The organism is Methylibium sp. T29-B, from assembly GCF_000576225.1.
Taxonomy (GTDB): Bacteria; Pseudomonadota; Gammaproteobacteria; order Burkholderiales; family Burkholderiaceae_C; genus Methylibium; species Methylibium petroleiphilum.
In genome coordinates, this window is sequence record NZ_AZSN01000004.1 from 56,488 (window position 1) to 73,016 (window position 16,529).

At 67.0% G+C, this 16,529-nt stretch carries 16 protein-coding genes; 5 read left to right on the plus strand and 11 right to left on the minus strand.

The window, feature by feature from the left end; all coding sequences use genetic code 11:
* Nucleotides 1–40: 40 nt before the first annotated feature.
* Genes Y694_RS01535 through mobH form a run of 3 tightly spaced genes read right to left on the minus strand, consistent with a single transcriptional unit; the run spans nucleotide 41 to nucleotide 4,238 of the window.
* The gene (locus Y694_RS01535) at nucleotides 41–667 is read right to left on the minus strand and encodes a DUF4400 domain-containing protein (protein WP_036229240.1); all 627 of its coding nucleotides are present in this window, start codon (nucleotides 665–667) and stop codon (nucleotides 41–43) included.
* Entirely contained in the window at nucleotides 664–2,583 is a 1,920-nt protein-coding gene (gene traD / locus Y694_RS01540) for a conjugative transfer system coupling protein TraD (RefSeq protein ID WP_036229242.1), read from the minus strand. The genes Y694_RS01535 and traD overlap by 4 nt, the downstream gene beginning before the upstream one ends.
* 2 nt (nucleotides 2,584–2,585) lie before the next feature.
* On the minus strand, nucleotides 2,586–4,238 hold the full coding sequence (gene mobH / locus Y694_RS01545) for a MobH family relaxase (RefSeq protein ID WP_051495496.1): 1,653 nt from the start codon (nucleotides 4,236–4,238) through the stop codon (nucleotides 2,586–2,588).
* A gap of 154 nt (nucleotides 4,239–4,392) precedes the next feature.
* Between mobH and Y694_RS25295 the strand changes: the two genes are divergently transcribed.
* The 3 genes from Y694_RS25295 to Y694_RS01555 are packed head-to-tail and all read left to right on the plus strand — an operon-like array spanning nucleotide 4,393 to nucleotide 8,035.
* Complete coding sequence (locus Y694_RS25295; protein ID WP_231497473.1) at nucleotides 4,393–5,610, plus strand: ATP-dependent endonuclease; 1,218 nt, start codon at nucleotides 4,393–4,395, stop codon at nucleotides 5,608–5,610.
* Nucleotides 5,611–5,618: 8 nt separating this feature from the next.
* Nucleotides 5,619–6,272 carry a TOPRIM nucleotidyl transferase/hydrolase domain-containing protein gene (locus Y694_RS25300; protein WP_231497474.1) on the plus strand — a complete coding sequence of 218 codons (654 nt, stop codon included), beginning with the start codon at nucleotides 5,619–5,621 and terminating at the stop codon, nucleotides 6,270–6,272.
* The gene (locus Y694_RS01555) at nucleotides 6,269–8,035 is read left to right on the plus strand and encodes a UvrD-helicase domain-containing protein (protein WP_231497475.1); all 1,767 of its coding nucleotides are present in this window, start codon (nucleotides 6,269–6,271) and stop codon (nucleotides 8,033–8,035) included. The genes Y694_RS25300 and Y694_RS01555 overlap by 4 nt, the downstream gene beginning before the upstream one ends.
* 79 nt (nucleotides 8,036–8,114) lie before the next feature.
* On the opposite strand, the gene Y694_RS26405 is transcribed toward Y694_RS01555, so the two are convergent.
* The 8 genes from Y694_RS26405 to Y694_RS01590 all read right to left on the minus strand — a co-directional run bounded on the left by Y694_RS26405 (nucleotide 8,115) and on the right by Y694_RS01590 (nucleotide 14,605).
* Nucleotides 8,115–8,492 (minus strand): FlhC family transcriptional regulator, encoded by a 378-nt coding sequence (locus tag Y694_RS26405; RefSeq protein ID WP_051495497.1) that lies wholly within the window; start codon nucleotides 8,490–8,492, stop codon nucleotides 8,115–8,117.
* A 263-nt stretch (nucleotides 8,493–8,755) separates the two neighbouring features.
* Nucleotides 8,756–9,049: a hypothetical protein gene (locus Y694_RS01565; RefSeq protein WP_036229245.1), complete on the minus strand. Its 294-nt coding sequence runs from the start codon at nucleotides 9,047–9,049 to the stop codon at nucleotides 8,756–8,758.
* A 235-nt stretch (nucleotides 9,050–9,284) separates the two neighbouring features.
* Nucleotides 9,285–10,349 carry a DUF932 domain-containing protein gene (locus tag Y694_RS01570; protein WP_036229247.1) on the minus strand — a complete coding sequence of 355 codons (1,065 nt, stop codon included), beginning with the start codon at nucleotides 10,347–10,349 and terminating at the stop codon, nucleotides 9,285–9,287.
* 209 nt (nucleotides 10,350–10,558) lie between these two features.
* Nucleotides 10,559–11,575, minus strand: coding sequence for a toprim domain-containing protein (locus Y694_RS01575; protein WP_036229279.1), 1,017 nt, complete (start codon nucleotides 11,573–11,575; stop codon nucleotides 10,559–10,561).
* A gap of 290 nt (nucleotides 11,576–11,865) precedes the next feature.
* Nucleotides 11,866–12,978: a hypothetical protein gene (locus Y694_RS01580; RefSeq protein ID WP_231497476.1), complete on the minus strand. Its 1,113-nt coding sequence runs from the start codon at nucleotides 12,976–12,978 to the stop codon at nucleotides 11,866–11,868.
* Nucleotides 12,979–13,516: 538 nt separating this feature from the next.
* Nucleotides 13,517–13,843 (minus strand): hypothetical protein, encoded by a 327-nt coding sequence (locus Y694_RS01585; protein ID WP_036229249.1) that lies wholly within the window; start codon nucleotides 13,841–13,843, stop codon nucleotides 13,517–13,519.
* Nucleotides 13,844–13,852: 9 nt separating this feature from the next.
* Nucleotides 13,853–13,996, minus strand: coding sequence for a hypothetical protein (locus Y694_RS24000; RefSeq protein WP_155935774.1), 144 nt, complete (start codon nucleotides 13,994–13,996; stop codon nucleotides 13,853–13,855).
* Between the two features lie 66 nt (nucleotides 13,997–14,062).
* Nucleotides 14,063–14,605, minus strand: coding sequence for a hypothetical protein (locus Y694_RS01590; protein WP_197028709.1), 543 nt, complete (start codon nucleotides 14,603–14,605; stop codon nucleotides 14,063–14,065).
* Between the two features lie 476 nt (nucleotides 14,606–15,081).
* On the opposite strand from Y694_RS01590, the gene Y694_RS01595 reads away from it, so the two are divergent.
* Complete coding sequence (locus Y694_RS01595) at nucleotides 15,082–15,876, plus strand: AcaB family transcriptional regulator (RefSeq protein WP_051495498.1); 795 nt, start codon at nucleotides 15,082–15,084, stop codon at nucleotides 15,874–15,876.
* A gap of 382 nt (nucleotides 15,877–16,258) precedes the next feature.
* Nucleotides 16,259–16,529, plus strand: a 271-nt coding sequence (locus Y694_RS01600) for an AlpA family transcriptional regulator (RefSeq protein ID WP_036229286.1), incomplete at its 3' end; no start/stop codon positions are given.

The following is a 16,529-nucleotide window of genomic DNA, read 5'->3' on the forward strand; positions in this document are numbered from 1 at the left end:
GGCTCATTGGGGAACAGCATAGCGGCCCGCGAGGGCGGGGCTACGCTGCTCGCCGATGGAAGCTGGCGAGTGCGCAGGCGGCGAGGGCGCTGATCACCAGTGGCGCACTCGGCAGCAGCATCGGATGGACCGTGGCCGGAACTACGCTGGCAACGACGGTGCCGCACGCGACGACGATGGCGGCACATATGGCTAGGGCGAACATTTCGGGATCGTGCTGCACGAACTCGCGCGACCTGACCGCGCGCACGACGTAGCCGTCCACGAGTGCGGCGATGGTGAACGCTGCGAGCCAGGGCAGCCACTCCACGATCATCGACAGGCGGAACAACGCGAGCAGGAGCAGCGCTTCGACCGCGCGGAAGTAGCTGTTGTCGAAGAGGCGGCGGTTGACCACCGCCATTTCGAGCGCCACGGCGGCGTCGAAGGGGGTGGCGGTGAAGGCATTGGTCGATTCCGGAGGGAGGGTAGGCTGCCGAGTCGCGTCCTGCGCCCCAAGCGCGCGTTCGAGCATCCGCGCTGCGGAGATCGAGCCCCACGTGTCTGCAGCCGCAGCGTGCTCCAGCCGCAATTGCGCCAGGAAGCGCTCGGGAGGATGCGCCGACGGCAGGAATAGCACCAGCGCCAGCACCGCCAGCAGAGAGGTGACGGCCACGAGGCGGATCAAGCCTCTCGCCCCTGTGTGCGAACTGCGGACTGGGCCGCTGGCGCGGGGTCGGGCTCGATGATCGGAAACCGCCCCTTGATGATCCGCCCGCCCGACACCGATGCGAAGTACTGCAGATTCGGCAGCTTGCCCAGCACGTCGGCCGGCACCATCTCCTCGAAGCTTTCGGTGAGTTGCGTCGAGTAGCTCGACGAGAAGTCGCCCAGGTGCGCGTCGGCGCCGCTGCTCAGGCCCACCCGCACTGTGTGAATGGCGGTCTTGCCGAAGGTTTCGACCACGAAGTCCTGCGTCGGCCGGTCCTTCGAGCGCAGCGCGATCAGGTTGTTGAGGTTGCCCAGCGCCATGCGCGCTGCGTCCTCGCTGCCCAGGCGCTTGGCTAGGTCGGCCAGCGTCTGCATCGCGCAGGTGGTGAAGATGCCGCCTTCCGCGCCCTTGTTGAGGATCTCGATCAACGGCTGGTTGATGACGTTCGAGACTTCGTCGACGAAGAGCGAGATGCGCCGGTAGCCGCCGAGGTTGTAGCGCATGCCCGCACGCGCGGCCAGGTCGGCGAGGGCCAGCGCGCCGATGGCCGTGGCCACCGATGGGTCGGGCAGCGAGTCCAGGCACATGTACAGCACGTGGCCGGCGCGCTCGATCTTCTCGAAGTTCATGATCGGGCGCGTGTCGTCGGCGTCGAACGGGTCCGGCGACAGGCTCGGGCCGAGGTCGCCCGAGGTGAGCATGGAAAGCACGGGCAGCAGGTTGGCGGTGATCTTCTGGTAGTGCTCGCGGTTGTGTCGGAAGGTGCGCACCTGCGCATCCAGCACCTTGTTGCGTTGCGACTGCGCGACGTGGTGCTCGTAGTAGGCGACGAAGGCCAGCAGGTCGGCGCTGGCCGCTTCGGAAGGACGCTTGAGGTTGCCTCGGTGGGCATCGTGCAGCAGCTTCTTCATCTCGGGCAGCTCGCGCCAGTTGGCGCCAAGGGTGCGCTCGTAGTGGCGTCGCAGCGTGCCCTCGAGCACCGGCTCGATGCCGCCCTCGATGTACTTGGTCAGCTTCACCAGGTTCGGCCGCTCCTCGAGCTCGATCAGCCCCTGCACGACGACGTTGACCGCGTCCCAGCCGAAGGCCGAGAAAGCGCCGGCCGTGTCGGGCGGCATGATCGACTGGATGCGCGAGGCGATCTCGGTTGGCTTCTGCCAGTTGAAGGTGAAGTCCAGCCGCACGCCGGTCTCGGGGAAGGCGGGGTGGAACTCCAGGAAGGTGTCGGGCGCACGCCAGTCTTCGCAGGCGCGCTGCGTCACGCGCTTCAGGCGTCGGCTGTTCTTCGGGTCGATGACGATGACCACGTCGCCGCGCCGCACCGCCTGCGTGATGAGGTTGGCCAGCGCCACGCCCTTGCCCGACTGCGTGGTGCCAACAAGCAGCGTGCCGCCCTCGAAGTTCTGCAGCGGCCGGTGCAGCGGCACTTCTTTGGGTTCGACGCCATGGATGTAGGGCAGGCCGATCTCGGCGTCGGGCTGCGGATGGTTGTCGTAGCCCAGCCAGGCCAGCAGGCGAGGTGAGACAGTGAACTGCCGGTAGTCCACCTTCGCCAGCTCGTACAGACGCTGGGCGTGGACCGGCCGCCAGTCAAAGCCGAAGCCGAGGAACACTTGGTCGGGCTGTTGGCACCAGCGGGCCAGCTCGGCGGTGGTGATGGTCTGAACGCCGCGCCCGCCGAGCGAGGCGCGCAGCACCAGTGTGCGCAGGGCTTGAGCACCGCGGAAGACGCCCCAGACGAAGCAGCAGAGCGCCAGCGGCAGCGCCAGGCGGCGTGGCAGATGCCCGAGGATGCCGACCGTTGCGAAGAATGCTGTTGCCAGCAGCCAGGTTGCCGCCGCGTAGGCCTCGTAGGCCGGGCGCCATGGCATTTCGTACTGGCGGACCAGCATGCTCAGGCCCGCGGCGATTCCGGGATCGCAAAAGTGGCGAGGTCGAGGCCGGCGACGAAGCGCGGATCGAGGATCAAGCCCACGGTGGTGACGCCGCCGAAGTCCCTCGATGTAGTCGGTGGCCGATTGGCATCGGCGTGGACCAGCATGCGCAGATCGCCCAACGCGCGCATCGCGAGTGCAGGCTGCAGGCCGCGGCGTTCCAGTTCAGCGAGCGGCACGAAGATGCCGGTCGCCACCGTGTACGCGGCCGAGGTGCGCGCGTCGCTGTTCAGCGTGGCCACGATGGAGCCAAGCGCGTCGCGCACGGCGGGGTTCAAGCGCATGGGGGCCTTCAGCACGATTGGGGTCATCGCGGCTGCTTCGACTGCGGGCGGGACTGTCGAAGGGACGTTCGCCGAAGGGTCTGCCTCGGCGGCATCGAGCAGCGACATCTGGCCCGGCGGCAATGGGGGCGGCGCTGGCCCTGCCGTGGCGGCCATCGGTCTCGTGGGCTCGAGATTCGTCGCCAGTGTGCCGGCGTGGGGGTGCGGGCTGCCCTCCGGGCCGGACCAGAGGATTGCCGGAGAGGTCAGCTTGATGGCGTCCAACGGGCCCTTGGCGCCGGGCGGCTGGATCAGCCACGTGTTGTGAGAACTGTCGCGGGGCTCCGCCACGCCCGCAGCGAGTAGCAGATCGAGGACGGTATCGGCTGATTTCGGTATGCCGGGCAACTGATCCGCCTCTAGCAAGGCCTGTGCATCGGCAGCGCATTGCGGCCAGAGCAGGAACAGACCGTCGCTGCCGTACCAGACGCGCGACTTGTCGCGGTTCGGCACCCAGGCCGACTCGGCCGAAGCCAGACGACGCAGCGCATCCACCAGATAGCGTTCGAGGTGCGAGCCGAACTGCGGCGAGCCGTAGCGGTCGGCGCTGGCCTTGAGGTTTCGGTCAATGACCAGGGCGAGCGAGCGGCGGACCAGGCTATCGAGCACATTGGGCTCGCGATACACCGGCAGGCCGCCGACGCTGGCAAGCAGGTGCGGAACGATGACCGTGTTGCCGGCGCTGAGGTTCTGCAGCACGGCGGGCTGCACGACGTGAGGCACCGCGAACAGCCCAAGGCTACGGGCCTCCGGCGCTTGAGTGCGCCAGCGCACGAAGTAGCGCTCGATTCGGCTCTCGGCAAGCCAGGTGGCCAGGGGCATGAGGTAGGAGGGCCATTCGTTGCCGTCGGCATCGACGACAATCAATGACGCCAAGGCCCGGTGCAGTTCACAGCACAAGCCACCGATGAAGGTAGCGTGCCGCCAACGCGGCTCGAGCTGACGGCGCGTGCTAATGGTCGATTGGCCGGAGAAGATGTGCGCGTCCGTGCCCTGCAGGGCATAGAAGGCCACCTCAAGCCCCAGTTGCAGTAGGCCGCCGGGCTGGCGGAAGTAGTTGTCGGGTGTGGCAGGGAGCAGGTGAACGTAGCCCGCGTAGGCTTCGATCAGTGCCAATGCGTCGCGCGCGAACGTCTCTCGGTCGACGCCGAAGCACAGGCGGATGCGGGCGAGCAGGTTGTCGTGCTCGGCGAGAATGGAGCCCACGGCCGCACACACGAACCCCGGATCCGCCGGCGCGTACGGGTGTCCGGATGAGTCGGTGCGCGACGACGTAGGCAGGGCATGCATGCTCCGACTTTCAAGTCGTGCGGCAGAGCGACGCGACCGTGAATTGCCGGCAAGATCGGGTTGTTTCGCCGTCGCCCCGATACTTGACCTGGGATCAGGGTGTCAGGTCGCATGCGATGCAGCGATGACCGCAGCGACGCCACCGCAGTGATCAGTGAAGAAGCAAAAGGGGGGACGAACAAGAATGAAGGTCGTACGACTGAAGATCACGAACTTTCGGAGCATTAAGAGCGCCGAACTGCACTTCGACGGGCACGCCCTGATCGTCGGCCCAAACAACGTTGGCAAGAGCACGATTTGCGAAGCACTTGACCTGGTGCTGGGGCCGGATCGCATATCGAAGTTCCCGCCAGTCGAGGAGTTCGACTTCCACAACGCGCACTACCTGACTCCGGCGGCAGTTGAGGGCGAAGAGCCGACGCCCGTGCCGATCAAGATCGAGGTCGTCCTTACCGACATCAATCCGGAGGTCGAAAACCGATGTGGCCAGCACCTTGAGTTCTGGCACACGGCTGAGAGGCGGACCCTCAACGAAGGCGAAGCCGACGCCGCAAACCCTCCCTTGGTGGTGAGTTGCCTGCGGCTTGAGACCGAGGCCGTCTACAACGCGGAAGAGGACGAGTTCGAGGCGAAGACCTGCTATTCGCGCAGCCCGAACGCTGAACCAGGCGAGTTGGACAAGGTCAGCAAGGAAGTTAAACGCCTTTTCGGTTTCCTGTACTTGCGTGCGGTTCGGACAGGCTCCCGCGCCTTGAGCCTGGAGCGAGGCTCGCTGCTCGATGTCATCCTGCGGCTCAGAGGCTCACGTGCAGGCCTTTGGGAGAAGGCCATTGAGCGCCTACGCGATCTGGACATCGAGAAGGATGCTACGCACCTGCAGCCTGTCCTGAAGTCGATCGAAGCGCGCCTCGGACGCTACATCGCGTCCGACGTGGACGGCAGAACCACGAAGCTGCACGTGTCTCAGCTAACGCGCGAGCACCTGCGCAAGACCATGGCGTTCTTCCTTGCCATGTCCAAAGATCAGACGCCGGTGCCATTCCAGCAGGTTGGCACTGGAACGCTGAATGTCCTGGTTCTCGCCCTCTTGTCATTCATCGCCGAGTTGAAGCCGGCGTCAGTCATCTTCGCCATGGAGGAGCCCGAGATCGCGGTGCCGCCTCATACGCAGCGCCGGATCGCGGACTACCTGCTCCAAATACGACGCAGGCATTCGCGACCTCGCACTCGCCGTACGTCATCGAGCGTTTCGAGCCGGAGCAAACCCTGCTCTTGTCACGCGGGCCCGACTCCAGCGTCACTGCCAAGAAGGTGTCTGATGCAGGCGGCCTCAAAGGTAACGACTTCAAGCGGTTTGCGCGGCGTGGTTTGACGGAATGCATGCTCGGCAAGGGAGCCATCGTCGTCGAAGGCCTGACAGAGTTTCACGCTTTGCCGGTTGCTGCCAGGAAGCTGGAAGAGAGCGACGCCTCTTTCCAGCCGCTCGACATCGCTGGCGCCGCGTTCTTCGACGCGGAGAGCGAGGGGGCAATGCCGAAGTTCGGCACCTTCTTCAAGGCGCTCGGCCTCAAGACGTTCTCGTTCTACGACTCGATGCCTCGCCCACCGGAAAAAAAGAAGCTGTTCACCGAGGCGTTCGACGTGGATTGCGAGCATGTGCACGCAGGCTTCGAGGCGCTGATCGTGAGCGAGATGTCGCTCGATCGTCTGTGGGCTTTCCTTGACGATCTTCGGACGACTGGCGACAACGGCAACTTCACGATCCCCGCTGTGCGCCCGTCCGATCCGGACCTGAAGAAGTTGGCTCGGTCAGCACTGGACGGTAGCAAGGGCGCCGGCTGGGCTGCCAGGCTCTTCGAAGGCAGCACAGTGGCCGAACTGCCGCCAACGGTCACCGGCTTTTTGAAGCAGGTGTTTGCAGCCTTCCCGAAGCCGGCCGACATCCCAGTGGAGGTCGCGGTCGCGGCGGCGCCAGCTAAGCCAGCCTTGCCCGTGGCCGGCGGCGCTGCGGCGCCACCCGCTCCTGCGGCTTGACCGAAGACGCCTCCATGGAGGTCTGTGATCTTCGCCAGCAACTCCTTGATTGCAAGGGCCACGCTCTCGTCATTGGTGGACCAGGAAGCGGCAAGACGACGATTGCCCTGAAGAAGGCAGTTGTGCGCATCAGCGATGGTCTTTCGCCCGGTCAATCTGTCCTCTTCCTGAGCTTCTCCAGGGCAGCCGTCGCTCGCGTGGGCGAGGCCACGCGGTTGGAAGTGCCGAAGGCGCAGCGCAGCATGCTGAGCATGCAGACCTTTCACTCCTTCTTCTGGACGTTGCTGTCCGCACACGCCTATCTGCTCGGTGCTCCGAAGTCGTTGCGCATCCTGTTGCCGCAGGATGAGCAAGCCAAGTACGGGACGATCAAAGCGAAGGACCGCAAGGAAGACAACCCGGATTGGCAAGCGTGGCTGCAGGAGCGCGAACGGCTGTTTCGGGAGGACGGACTGATCGCCTTTGACCTGTTCCCGTCCAACGCGGCGCAACTGCTCGAACGCAGCGCGCATGTCCGCCGCCTCGTCACTCAGCGCCACCCGGTGATCATCGTGGACGAGGCGCAGGACACCAACGAACATGCGTGGCGCTGCATCGAATTGCTGGCACCTGCAGCACAGGTGATCTGTCTGGCCGATCTTGAGCAGCAGATCTTCGACCATCTTCCCGGCATTGGTCCGGAGCGGATCGTCGCCATCAGGAAGTCGCTGAGCCCTTTGGAGATCGACCTCGGCGCGCAGAATCACCGCAGCGGTGGTACTGAGATCGCCACGTTCGGCCAGGACATCTTGCTTGGCAAGGTTCGCGGCTCACCATATCTCGGCGTCTCTGCGTTCGCCTATAACCCAAAGCTGCGGACCCTGTCCGCCATCATGCGCATGTCCATCGGCATGCTCCAGCGGGCCATCCGGAAGTCGACCGGGAAGTACGGTAGGAACGTCGCGATCCTCACGCACTCTGGCGCGTCTGCGGCCAAGATTTCGGCGGCGCTGAACGCCGAACCGAAACCGGTCCGGCACAAGCTGTCGTTCGATGAGGCAGAAGCCATGTTGACGGCCCGCTTCGCGGCGTTCCTCCTTGAGCCCAAGCGAGAGGTCGATCGGATGCCTGACCTCGCAACAGCCCTTGATCTACTCGCGACGGCAAAGCGGGCCAATGGTCTGGCAGCCGCAAAGCAGTGGCAAGTTTGGGCGTTGGCGGTTCGGGCCGGTAAGGCACCGAAAGCGAAGTTCGTTCAGGCAGTATTGGGCGTTATGGATGGGCTGCGGGCTGAGGGTTTTGCAGGCGATCCGGCAAAGGACTGGACTCGCGTCAAGATCGCACTGCGCGCGACTGGCGACGAGCACTTGACGGAGGCGGCGAAGAGCCTGGATTACCTGGTCGCCTTCAATCGTGGCAAGCGGATCAGCGGAGGACTTGGAGCCGTCTGGACGCGTGATGGTCAGTACACGGGCGCACGGCAGGTGCTCGACCTAGCGCTCGCCCAAGACCAGATTCTTGGTGGCGTCGACGATCCGCCCGGTGTACAAGTGATGACGATCCACAAATCGAAGGGCAAGCAGTTCGACGGCGTCATCGTCGTCAGGGAAGGCCGGCACGACGGCGAGCAGATGGTGTCGTCGTTCGTGTGGTGGGGCGATGAGCCCCCGTATCACAGAAGCCGCAAGATACTCCGTGTAGCCATCACTCGCGCCAAGGCGCACACGCTGATGCTTGGTCCGATTTGGCCAGGCTGTCCGATCATTGGCCAGCACACGCTATAGAGTGGCGCGTCGGGCCACAGTGCTTTGGGACGCGCGTCAATGCGGTTTCACTGATCTGATACCTCAGCGCCATCGGCTTCTATCGCCCATTCAACAGGCGGTGCAGGCCGAGGTCCAGCTGAGAGAGGTCCGGTAGTGGCCGCACCGGAAACGACGCCTGCACCCGCTGGTCCGTGCCATAGCGCTGCACCAGCTTGCAGAACGGGCACTCGTCATTTGACCGCGGCGCCGAGCCGTAGGCCGCCAGGTACTCGCTGTGGCAGGTGGGGCAGGCAACCAGCGAGAAGCTCTGCACGCTGGTCAGCCACAGCCCGTCGGTGTGCGCGACAAGGTCGAAGGCGCGGTCGAAGCTGATGCGCTGCGGCGGTTCGCAGACGCTGCCGTAGTGGCGGTAGGCGGCGACGAGCGCTTCGGCCGCGGCGAAGCCACCGTCGCGCAGGCGCCGATACAGCGACACGACGATGGAGCCTCCGCGCGGTAGAGCAGGTTTGCGCCGTGGTACCACTCGGGGGAGTCGGGCGGCCGGCCGCGCGGCACGTTCTCGCGGTCGGGGAACAGCAGGCGCAGCAGCTCACGCGGCGGCAGGCCAGTGAGGTGGCCGATCGTGCGCACGCGCGCGCCCAGCGCCGCGCAGTCCTTGGCCAGTTGCAGCGCTCGCAGTTGCCGGTCGACCCGCAACGGGGGACGGGGCTCGCCCATGGCGTGTGCCAAAGGCGGCGGTCAGGCGGCGAGGTGCTGGGTGGCGTGCACCGCGGCGAGCGGCCGGGCCAGCGGCAGCGGCGCTTCGAGGAGCGCCAGCAGGTCGCGGCGCGCCGGGAAGAGGGTGGCGTCGCCGACGTTGGCGACGATGGCCATGATCTGCTGCACGCCCAGGCCGGCGATGCGGTCAGCCTGCGCGGCGTCGAGCGCGTACTTGCAGCAGGTGGCGGGGCGATCCTGCAAGACCCCGTCGCGGATGGTGAGCAGCAAGGTCAGGTTGGTGAGCTGGACATCGGAGAGCTGCGCCTGGTTCATGGTGCTTTCCTCGGGTGGGCCCTGGCCGGGCACGGTGGATGGGTGGGATTGGGATGTGTCGGGTGGCGGTCGGGTGTCGATCGGTGTGCGCCACAGCATAGGGTTCGGCAGTGAGATTGCGACGGCATGCGGCCCCGTCGGGACCGCATTGCCATGTACAACCGCCCGGACTCCCGGGCGAATCCGTGCAGCCCGGACCCGCGATGGGTCCGGGTCGCTGCGGCACATGCCGCGCTCAGGCGGCTTCGGCGAGGCTCTTCCACTCGTTCTGCGGCAGCTCGATGAGGCGGCCGCCCAGGGCCTCGAACTCGGTCGCACGGTCGTAGTCGTCGACCTCCTGCGAGTAGTGCGTCACCGCGTTGACCAGGCCGTAGCCGGTCAGGTCGGCGTCGGCGATCAGGTGCCGCAGCACGCCGGCACGCTCCTGCTCGTTGAGGGCGTAGCGGTTGGCCAGCACCTCAACGGTCTTCACAGGGTCACCGGTCAGCGGGATGCGCAGCGTCTTCTGCAGCTTCTGCGCGGCCTGCAAGAAGGTCGCCTCGGACACCGCCGCCTCGACCACGTCGCGCACCTTCAGGAAGAAGGCCTTGTCGTCCGCCTGCAGCGTGTCGTCCTTGAACACCGTGATGGTGTCAGCGACGTTGCCGATGCTGCGGCCGACGTGGGTCTTGTGCAGCGAGAAGTCGGGAACGATCAGCCCGTTGAGGCAGCGCAGCCGATAGATCAACGGCTGCACCGAAAGCGTGCCGTGGCCGACCTCGGAGTTGCTCACCACCACGCCGGCCTGCACGACATCGCCGAGCGACATCTCGTGCTTCAGCTGCGGTGTCACCACCTTCAGGTACATGCGCGTCTCGGTCAGTTCGACCGATTCGAAGCGCACCTCGGGCAGGCGCTGCAGGATCGGCAGCACGCTTTCGGCGAGGTCGTAGTTGTCGAGCCGGCGGTAGCGGTCCGACAGCACGGCACGGACGTTGCCGTCCAGCGTGCGCAGCATGCGGCGGTCATCGTCGCTCTGCAGCCAGGTGTTGACGTTGCGGTCCAGCAGCACGGGCTGCTCGCTGCGCATGCGTTCGAAGTACGCATACGGGATCTTCAGTTTGTCCGCGAGTTGGCGGCGCGCCAGCGGCGTCACGCCGTAGTGCGCCGGGCCACCGGTTTCTTCGACGACGAGGCGCGTCTGGCCCGTGTCGTCGGTGTCGTGGCGCATCAGCGCCGACGGGACCACCAGGTCCTTCTTCGAGTTCAGCTGGCGTTCGAGTTCCTGCGCCAGGCTCACGAGGGTGCGTCCGTTCTTCATCACAAACTCCGATCGGAAGTGCGGGGCGCCGTGCCCCCTCGGGGCACGGCCCCGCGGGGTGGGTGATGGATTCGGCACGGGGCCGGATCCTCTCGATGGCGCGGGTTCATCCGCGCCGACTGCATGCAGTTCAAGGTCTGCCTTCGCCCTGCGTCATCGACACAAGGTCCGGTGTGGCAGCGACCGGTGGGGTTCATGTCTCTGTTCCGCTACGCCGCCTGGGCTTCGGCAGCCGAACTGCGCATGCGCCACACGTCAGCCCAGTCGTGGCCGGGCTGGCGCGGCAGGAACACGCGCACCTGGCGAGCGTTGTTGCCCGGCGTGCTGCGGGTCAGGCGACGGGCCAGCGCGTAGGCGCAGGCCTGGCCTTCGAAGCTGCCATCGGCGTCGTTGTCGGCATAGATGCAGACCTGACGCACGCACTCGGGCAGCCACAGCTTCTCGAGGTTGCCGGCGCTGACGGCGGCCCACGCCGGCTTGCCGGTCGCGAGGTGCACCGCCAGCGCGGTCTCGATGCCTTCGGCTACGGCGAGCTCACGCGCCGGTTCGCACAGCCGGACGGCGGCGCCGTTGATGCCGGCCGAGAGCACCTTGCGTGCGTCGGGTACCGGCGCCTTCTCGCCGTCGTTCAGGTAGGTCCGGTGCAGCGTCACCGCGTGGCCGTCCGGGCCCTGGATGCAGGCCAACATCGCCGGGTAGTCGGCCACCTTGCAGGAGCGGCCGGCGGCGTTCTTCTCGTAGTAGCCCAGCGCCGGGTGACGGCGCAGGACACTCGGCGCATGGCGCAGGTGCAGCCCACGGCGGCGCAGGTAGCAATCGACCTCGTCGCCGGGCTGGACGGGCAGGGCTTCGTCCCACAGGCGTTGCGCGAGGCGGCGCATGCGCTGCGCGGACGGTTCGACCGCCGCCGGTGGGGCACTCGGCGCGGGGGCCGGCGCGCCGACGCAGGACTCCACCTGCCGCAGCGCGGTCGCGAAGTCGAGGCCGAGCGCGGCCTGCAGGAGCTTGAAGCCCCCTCCCGCGCCGCAGTGGCGGCAGTGGTAGTTGCCTTCGCCGAACTTGTCGGTGTACTGGAAGCGATCGGTGCCGCCACACGACGGGCAGGGGCCGTTGCGCTTGCCCAGGATGCGATTGTCAACGCCCAGGCTGCGCAGGATCTCGGTCCAGCGGCCGTGTGCGCGGCGTTTGGCTTCGTCGATGCGATGCTCGAAGGCCGTGTCATTCATGGCGGCCTCCGCGGCCACCGCGGCGGCACTTGGAAACGGGCATGGCTTGTTGTCGCTTCATGATTTCTCCTTGACGGGTGAACCCACCACGCCGGGCCTGCGCCCGGTTGAGGGCAAGGCTCCGCGGCCATGGCGGGCGGGCCGGCGCTAAAGCGCCGGAGGGACTTCGGGGCCGGCTTCGGAGCAACGCGCTCCAGGTGTGCCTGCGACCTGCGGGAAAACCTCTCCGCAGCGCACACGCGAGGTGCTGCGCTGGGGAGAGGAGGCCCGAAGGCCTCCAACCCATCAACTCAATCGGCCAGTTCGACGGCATGGCCGTCCGATCCGGTGCCGACGCTCAGGCGGAACTGCCTGCCATGCAGCACCGGATAGCGCTCGAGCTTCAACTCACGCAGCAGCGAGTCGAGCGTGTCTTTCGGATCGACGGAGCGCAGCCGACGGATGAGGTCGGCCAAAGCTTCGCGGTCCGCGTCCAGGTCGGACTCCAGGAACTGCTCGTTCTCGTCGGTGAAGTTCGAGACCTGACGCACCGGTTCACCCGAGCATTCGCCATCCGGGATGTGGAGCACCCCGTCGTGGTGGACGCCGGCATCGGTGATGTCCACGCTATCGCTGCCCACGCCGACGCGAACGGCGGCGCACAGCACCACATCCGGCCAGATCCAGCGGCCTTCCAGCGTGCGGCGAACACGCTCGCCGAGCGGTTCGACGGTGACCGACTCGTCGTCCAGCCAGCGCACATGGGCTTGCACCCAATGCTCGTGATGCAGGCCGCCCAGGTTGAAGAGCAGGCACCCCGTGGCACGCGCGAACATCCAGCGGCCGGCGTTGTTCTCGTCGAACGAGTCGATCGAGTACAGCTTGACCGAGCCGGCCTCGATGGCCACCCGTGCCGGCGCGGCGGCCACCGTCCGCAGGTAGTCCCGGTTGCCCGAGCCCTCCTGGTAGGGGTAGCCGCAGATCTCGTCGAACACTGCGGCGGGCAGGGCGTCGATGTCGTTGAGCAGGTCCAGGTGGCCCCAGCCTCGCAGGGCCGAATAGAACCTGTCGACGAACACGTCGGCGGGCAGGGCGCGCTTGGCGTCCTCGAGCACGCGGCGCCATTCGGCGCGCAGCGCGGTGTCGATGCGCTTGCGCTGCCGGTCTTCGTCGATCAGCTTGTCGCGATCGGGCAGCCGGGCCATGAACTGGCGCGCATCGAGGTGCAGCACGTTCACGCGCTCCGGGCGGTGGTAGATCGGGCGCAGCACGCAGAAGCCCTGCAGATAGACCAGGGTGTCGTGGCTGTGCTCGCCGTCGCGCGTGCCGCACAGGTGCAGGCCGCCGACGGGCGTCGCGGTGAGCGCCAGGTGCTCGGGGGCATGCGGGCGTTCGAGTCGCTTGCCGTTGAAGCACACCGGCACGGGAAGCCCGCGCACAGCGTGGCGATGCGCGAGGCCAGGTCGGGCAGGTCGACCCCGTGCAACTCGATCTGCGTGCCTTCAGCCGGCGCCTCGGCCAACTCGACGACGTCGATTGGCGTTCGTGCCAGCGCGGCAGCGGTGTCGAAGTCCGCGAACAGACCGCGCGACCGCACGATGCAGCGCGATGCGGCGTAGAGGCACTTCGAGAACCCGACGCCGAACGGGTTCTCGGCGTCGCAGGTGGTCTCATCCCAGCCCGACTCGTTGAAGGTCAGCAGCTTCTGGAAGTCGTCGATGCCGCGGCCGTTGTCGCGGACGGTCAGCGTCCTGGTCTCGGCGTCGTGGTCGACGGTGATGGACGTGGCGCCTGCGCGCCGGGCGTTCTGGAGCAGTTCCGACACGAGGGTGAATCGGTCGGTGAAGGCGAAGCGCTGGTTGCGCAGCGCGCCTTCCTCGTTGATGCGGACTTGAATCTGCATGGTGTTTCTCCGGCATGGCGGGTGCCCCCGAAGGGACGCCCGCCTTTGGGGTGGATGAGTCAACCGCGCGGCGAGTCGAACTCGATCGGCGCGGTGAAGAGCTGGCCGGCATGCAAGGCCTCCAGCAGCGGGTGGTCGAGGAACTCGAACAGCAGCAGTTGCTGCACGTGCAGCGCGCGGCCGCGGCTGTCGAGCCGCTCGACCTGGAAGCCGAGCGGATGCCACTGCAGCCGGTAGGCAAGGCGGTCGGCGCCGGCGATCACGAAGGTGCGGCCGGGCCGGCCGGTGACGATCTCGCTTTCCTTGACGAGGTACTCGAGATCCTCGGGTGCGCGCACGGGCAGCAGCAGCGCCGCGACACGCCCGGCTTGGGAGACGATGTGCATGGCGGCTCCTCAGCGGACCGGCTTGGCGCCGGGCAGGCGATGGCCTTCGGCGCGCGAGGGCGGCGAAGGCGAATCGATGGCGTCCAGGTGGGCGCCGAGTGCGTGCAATGCGAGAACGGCCAGCACGCCGGCCGCGCGATAGAAGCGGGACATGGTGTGTTCCTTGATGTGGTGGTCGCCGCGCTGCGGCGGCGGCCGGGAAGGGCTCAGGCGAAGGGCTCAGGCGAACAGGTCGCCCTGCAGGGCGACCGCGCGGACCTGTTGGTTGATCCACTGCGGATTGCGGGCGAGTTGCAGTTCGACCCACTCCGGATTGCGGGCGACGGCTTCACGCACCCACTCGGGGTAGCGCGTCAGCGTGGCTTCCAGCCAGCGCTTCACGCCATGGCGGATGCGCCTGCGGATCTCCTCGGCATCGACGAGGCCGCAGTAGGTAATCGGCGACAGCGGGCTGCAGCCGACGACGCGCAGGCAGTTCACGAACGAGAACGGCCGCGAGTCCTTCTCGCGCTCGGTGAACACCCAGCGCAGCGTGTCGAGCTTGGCTTCGAGCGGCGTGTCGGGATCCGACAACGCCTCGACCTCCTGCAGCAGGCGCCAGTGCAGGAACACGACGTCCTGCTCGGTCCAGTCGATGGTCTCTGCGCCGGCTTGGGCGATGTCGTCGTCCTCGGTCGGGACGTCGTCAAACGAATCACAGTAGGCGCCGGCCGTGAAGAGGGGCGCGCGGGAACGTTCGAGCGATGCTCGGGGATGTGGCATGTTGGCTCCATGGGGAACGCGGAGGCCATGACCGCCCGCGGGGCGATGGCCCCACGGGGTGACGAATGCCGGCTCGGAGCCGGCGGCTGACTTCAAGGGCTGGCTGGGCGCGGCGCGTGCCGCGGGATCGGGATGCCAGCAACCGATCGAAGCGCGCGTTACAGCCGTCGGCCGCACGGGGCCCGGGCAGTCAACGGCTCGAAAGCGCGCTCGGGATGCGAAGCGGTCGAAGGGTTCGAACCGCTCGCATGCGCACAAGGATCAACAGGGCTTGCCGGGGTGGACGCAGGGCCAGCTGCTGCGTGTGCGAAAGGTAGCGACGCGATCGGCAGCGGTCAACGGGGTTGGGGCCGCGTGGCGTGGGCTGATGGCGAAACCACCGCCGCCGCGCGGCCGTTTCGCGTGGCGATGGGTGCCGGCCGCGGCGAACACTGGCCGCCAGCGCGTTCTCAGTGTGATTGTTGCGGGAGAGGCCCATGCACAACGATGTCCTGCCGACGACCACCAGCCTGCAGATCGTGCGGGTGGACCAGGGTGGCGTCAACGAGCGCATCCTCGCGCGCGAGGCCAAGGTCGACTATCGGCGTGTCGAGGCGGCGAGCGTGAAGATGCCGGCCTGCTTCACCAGCGCCGAGGGCAAGCGACTGTTCGTGCGCATGTTCGCGACGCTGCAACTCAACGCGCACTTCATCTCGGTGATCGCGCGCACGCGCCTGGACCCCGAGGACGTTGCGCGCGTCGAGACGGCGCTGCGCGAGCGCCTGGATGCCGTCTCGGCTGCGCTTGACCGCGCCATCGACGGCGCCGAAGCGCTCTTCAAGGCGCACGGAATCACGCGGGTGGCGACCTACGACACTCGAGCGCTGGAGATCGAGGTGGGCGTGCTGTCGTCGAGCGGCCGGCGGTATCTGGAACTGCTCGGCAAGCTCGACCAGCTGATGCCCTTGCTGCAGACGCTGGAGATTCACGAGGTCATCACCACGCGCGAGGTCGACAAGCAGCGTGCGCTGGTGAAGCGCCAGGTGCGCGGCGTCGCCACCGCGGCACGCAACTTCGCGTCGGGACTGCGGCGGCGCATGAACGCACCGGAGGTCGAGATCGAGGGGCAGGGTGATTCGGTCGAAGATGCGACACGCGACGATGCGAGTGCCCTGGCCGGCCAAGACGCGGCGATTTCTGCCTTGCCGTCCGCCGAGCCAGTTGCCGAGGCTGGCGCATCTGGCGACGGCGAGAACGATGAAACCCCGGCGCCGCGAGTCGCCACCGCGTAGCGCCCGCGCAAGGCCGCCGTTTAGCAGGCGAACGCTGCACTCGACGTGCGTTCACTGATCGCCGGCGCTACGGTCTCACGCAGGCGCATGGCGGCTCCACGGGTCGCAGCGCTCCTCCCATCGAAGGTCGATGGCGTCGCAGTCGACACCTGCCTTGATTGCGCTTGAGGCGACCAGCGGCAACGCTGGCATCCCGCCATCAGCAACCACTTTTTCAGGGCCGGGCATCAGCGCCGGTTCGCATGAACCGCCAGCTGGGAACGCACTGGCGGTAAACCTGGAGTCTTCGCGTTCCTGTCCGCAGCGATCCGACCGTGACCCTTCGCTGCGGCAACGAGCTGGTCATGCCTTCCGGCGGAGCCGTCCGCCGCGGAGACCGAACATGCCCATGCGAACCTCCTTGCCCGGCAGCGCCGCTACTGCCACGCCCTTGCGCACGACCGAGTCCGGCGCGGCCAACAACCCCTCACCCTGCTTGCCCGACACGGGCTTCCTGCGCCAGCGTCAGGTGCTCGCGTTCGTGCCGATATCGAAGTCCACGCTGTGGCGACAGGTCCGTGCGCGCTCGTTTCCGAGCCCGGTGAAGCTGTCGGCAGGAGTCACGGCTTGGCGCGCCGAAGATGTGCGGCGCTGGATCACCGAGCAGGGCGGCA

What these genes read in the sequence shown, in the direction of transcription:
- traD (WP_036229242.1), bottom strand. Translation starts at nt 2,583, where the DNA reads ATGCTGGTCCGCCAGTACGAAATGCCATGGCGCCCGGCCTACGAGGCC.
- Y694_RS01595 (WP_051495498.1), top strand. Translation starts at nt 15,082, where the DNA reads ATGCACAACGATGTCCTGCCGACGACCACCAGCCTGCAGATCGTGCGG.
- Y694_RS01590 (WP_197028709.1), bottom strand. Translation starts at nt 14,605, where the DNA reads ATGCCACATCCCCGAGCATCGCTCGAACGTTCCCGCGCGCCCCTCTTC.
- mobH (WP_051495496.1), bottom strand. Translation starts at nt 4,238, where the DNA reads ATGCATGCCCTGCCTACGTCGTCGCGCACCGACTCATCCGGACACCCG.
- Y694_RS01570 (WP_036229247.1), bottom strand. Translation starts at nt 10,349, where the DNA reads ATGAAGAACGGACGCACCCTCGTGAGCCTGGCGCAGGAACTCGAACGC.
- Y694_RS01575 (WP_036229279.1), bottom strand. Translation starts at nt 11,575, where the DNA reads ATGAATGACACGGCCTTCGAGCATCGCATCGACGAAGCCAAACGCCGC.
- Y694_RS24000 (WP_155935774.1), bottom strand. Translation starts at nt 13,996, where the DNA reads ATGTCCCGCTTCTATCGCGCGGCCGGCGTGCTGGCCGTTCTCGCATTG.
- Y694_RS01585 (WP_036229249.1), bottom strand. Translation starts at nt 13,843, where the DNA reads ATGCACATCGTCTCCCAAGCCGGGCGTGTCGCGGCGCTGCTGCTGCCC.
- Y694_RS01565 (WP_036229245.1), bottom strand. Translation starts at nt 9,049, where the DNA reads ATGAACCAGGCGCAGCTCTCCGATGTCCAGCTCACCAACCTGACCTTG.
- Y694_RS25300 (WP_231497474.1), top strand. Translation starts at nt 5,619, where the DNA reads ATGCTCGGCAAGGGAGCCATCGTCGTCGAAGGCCTGACAGAGTTTCAC.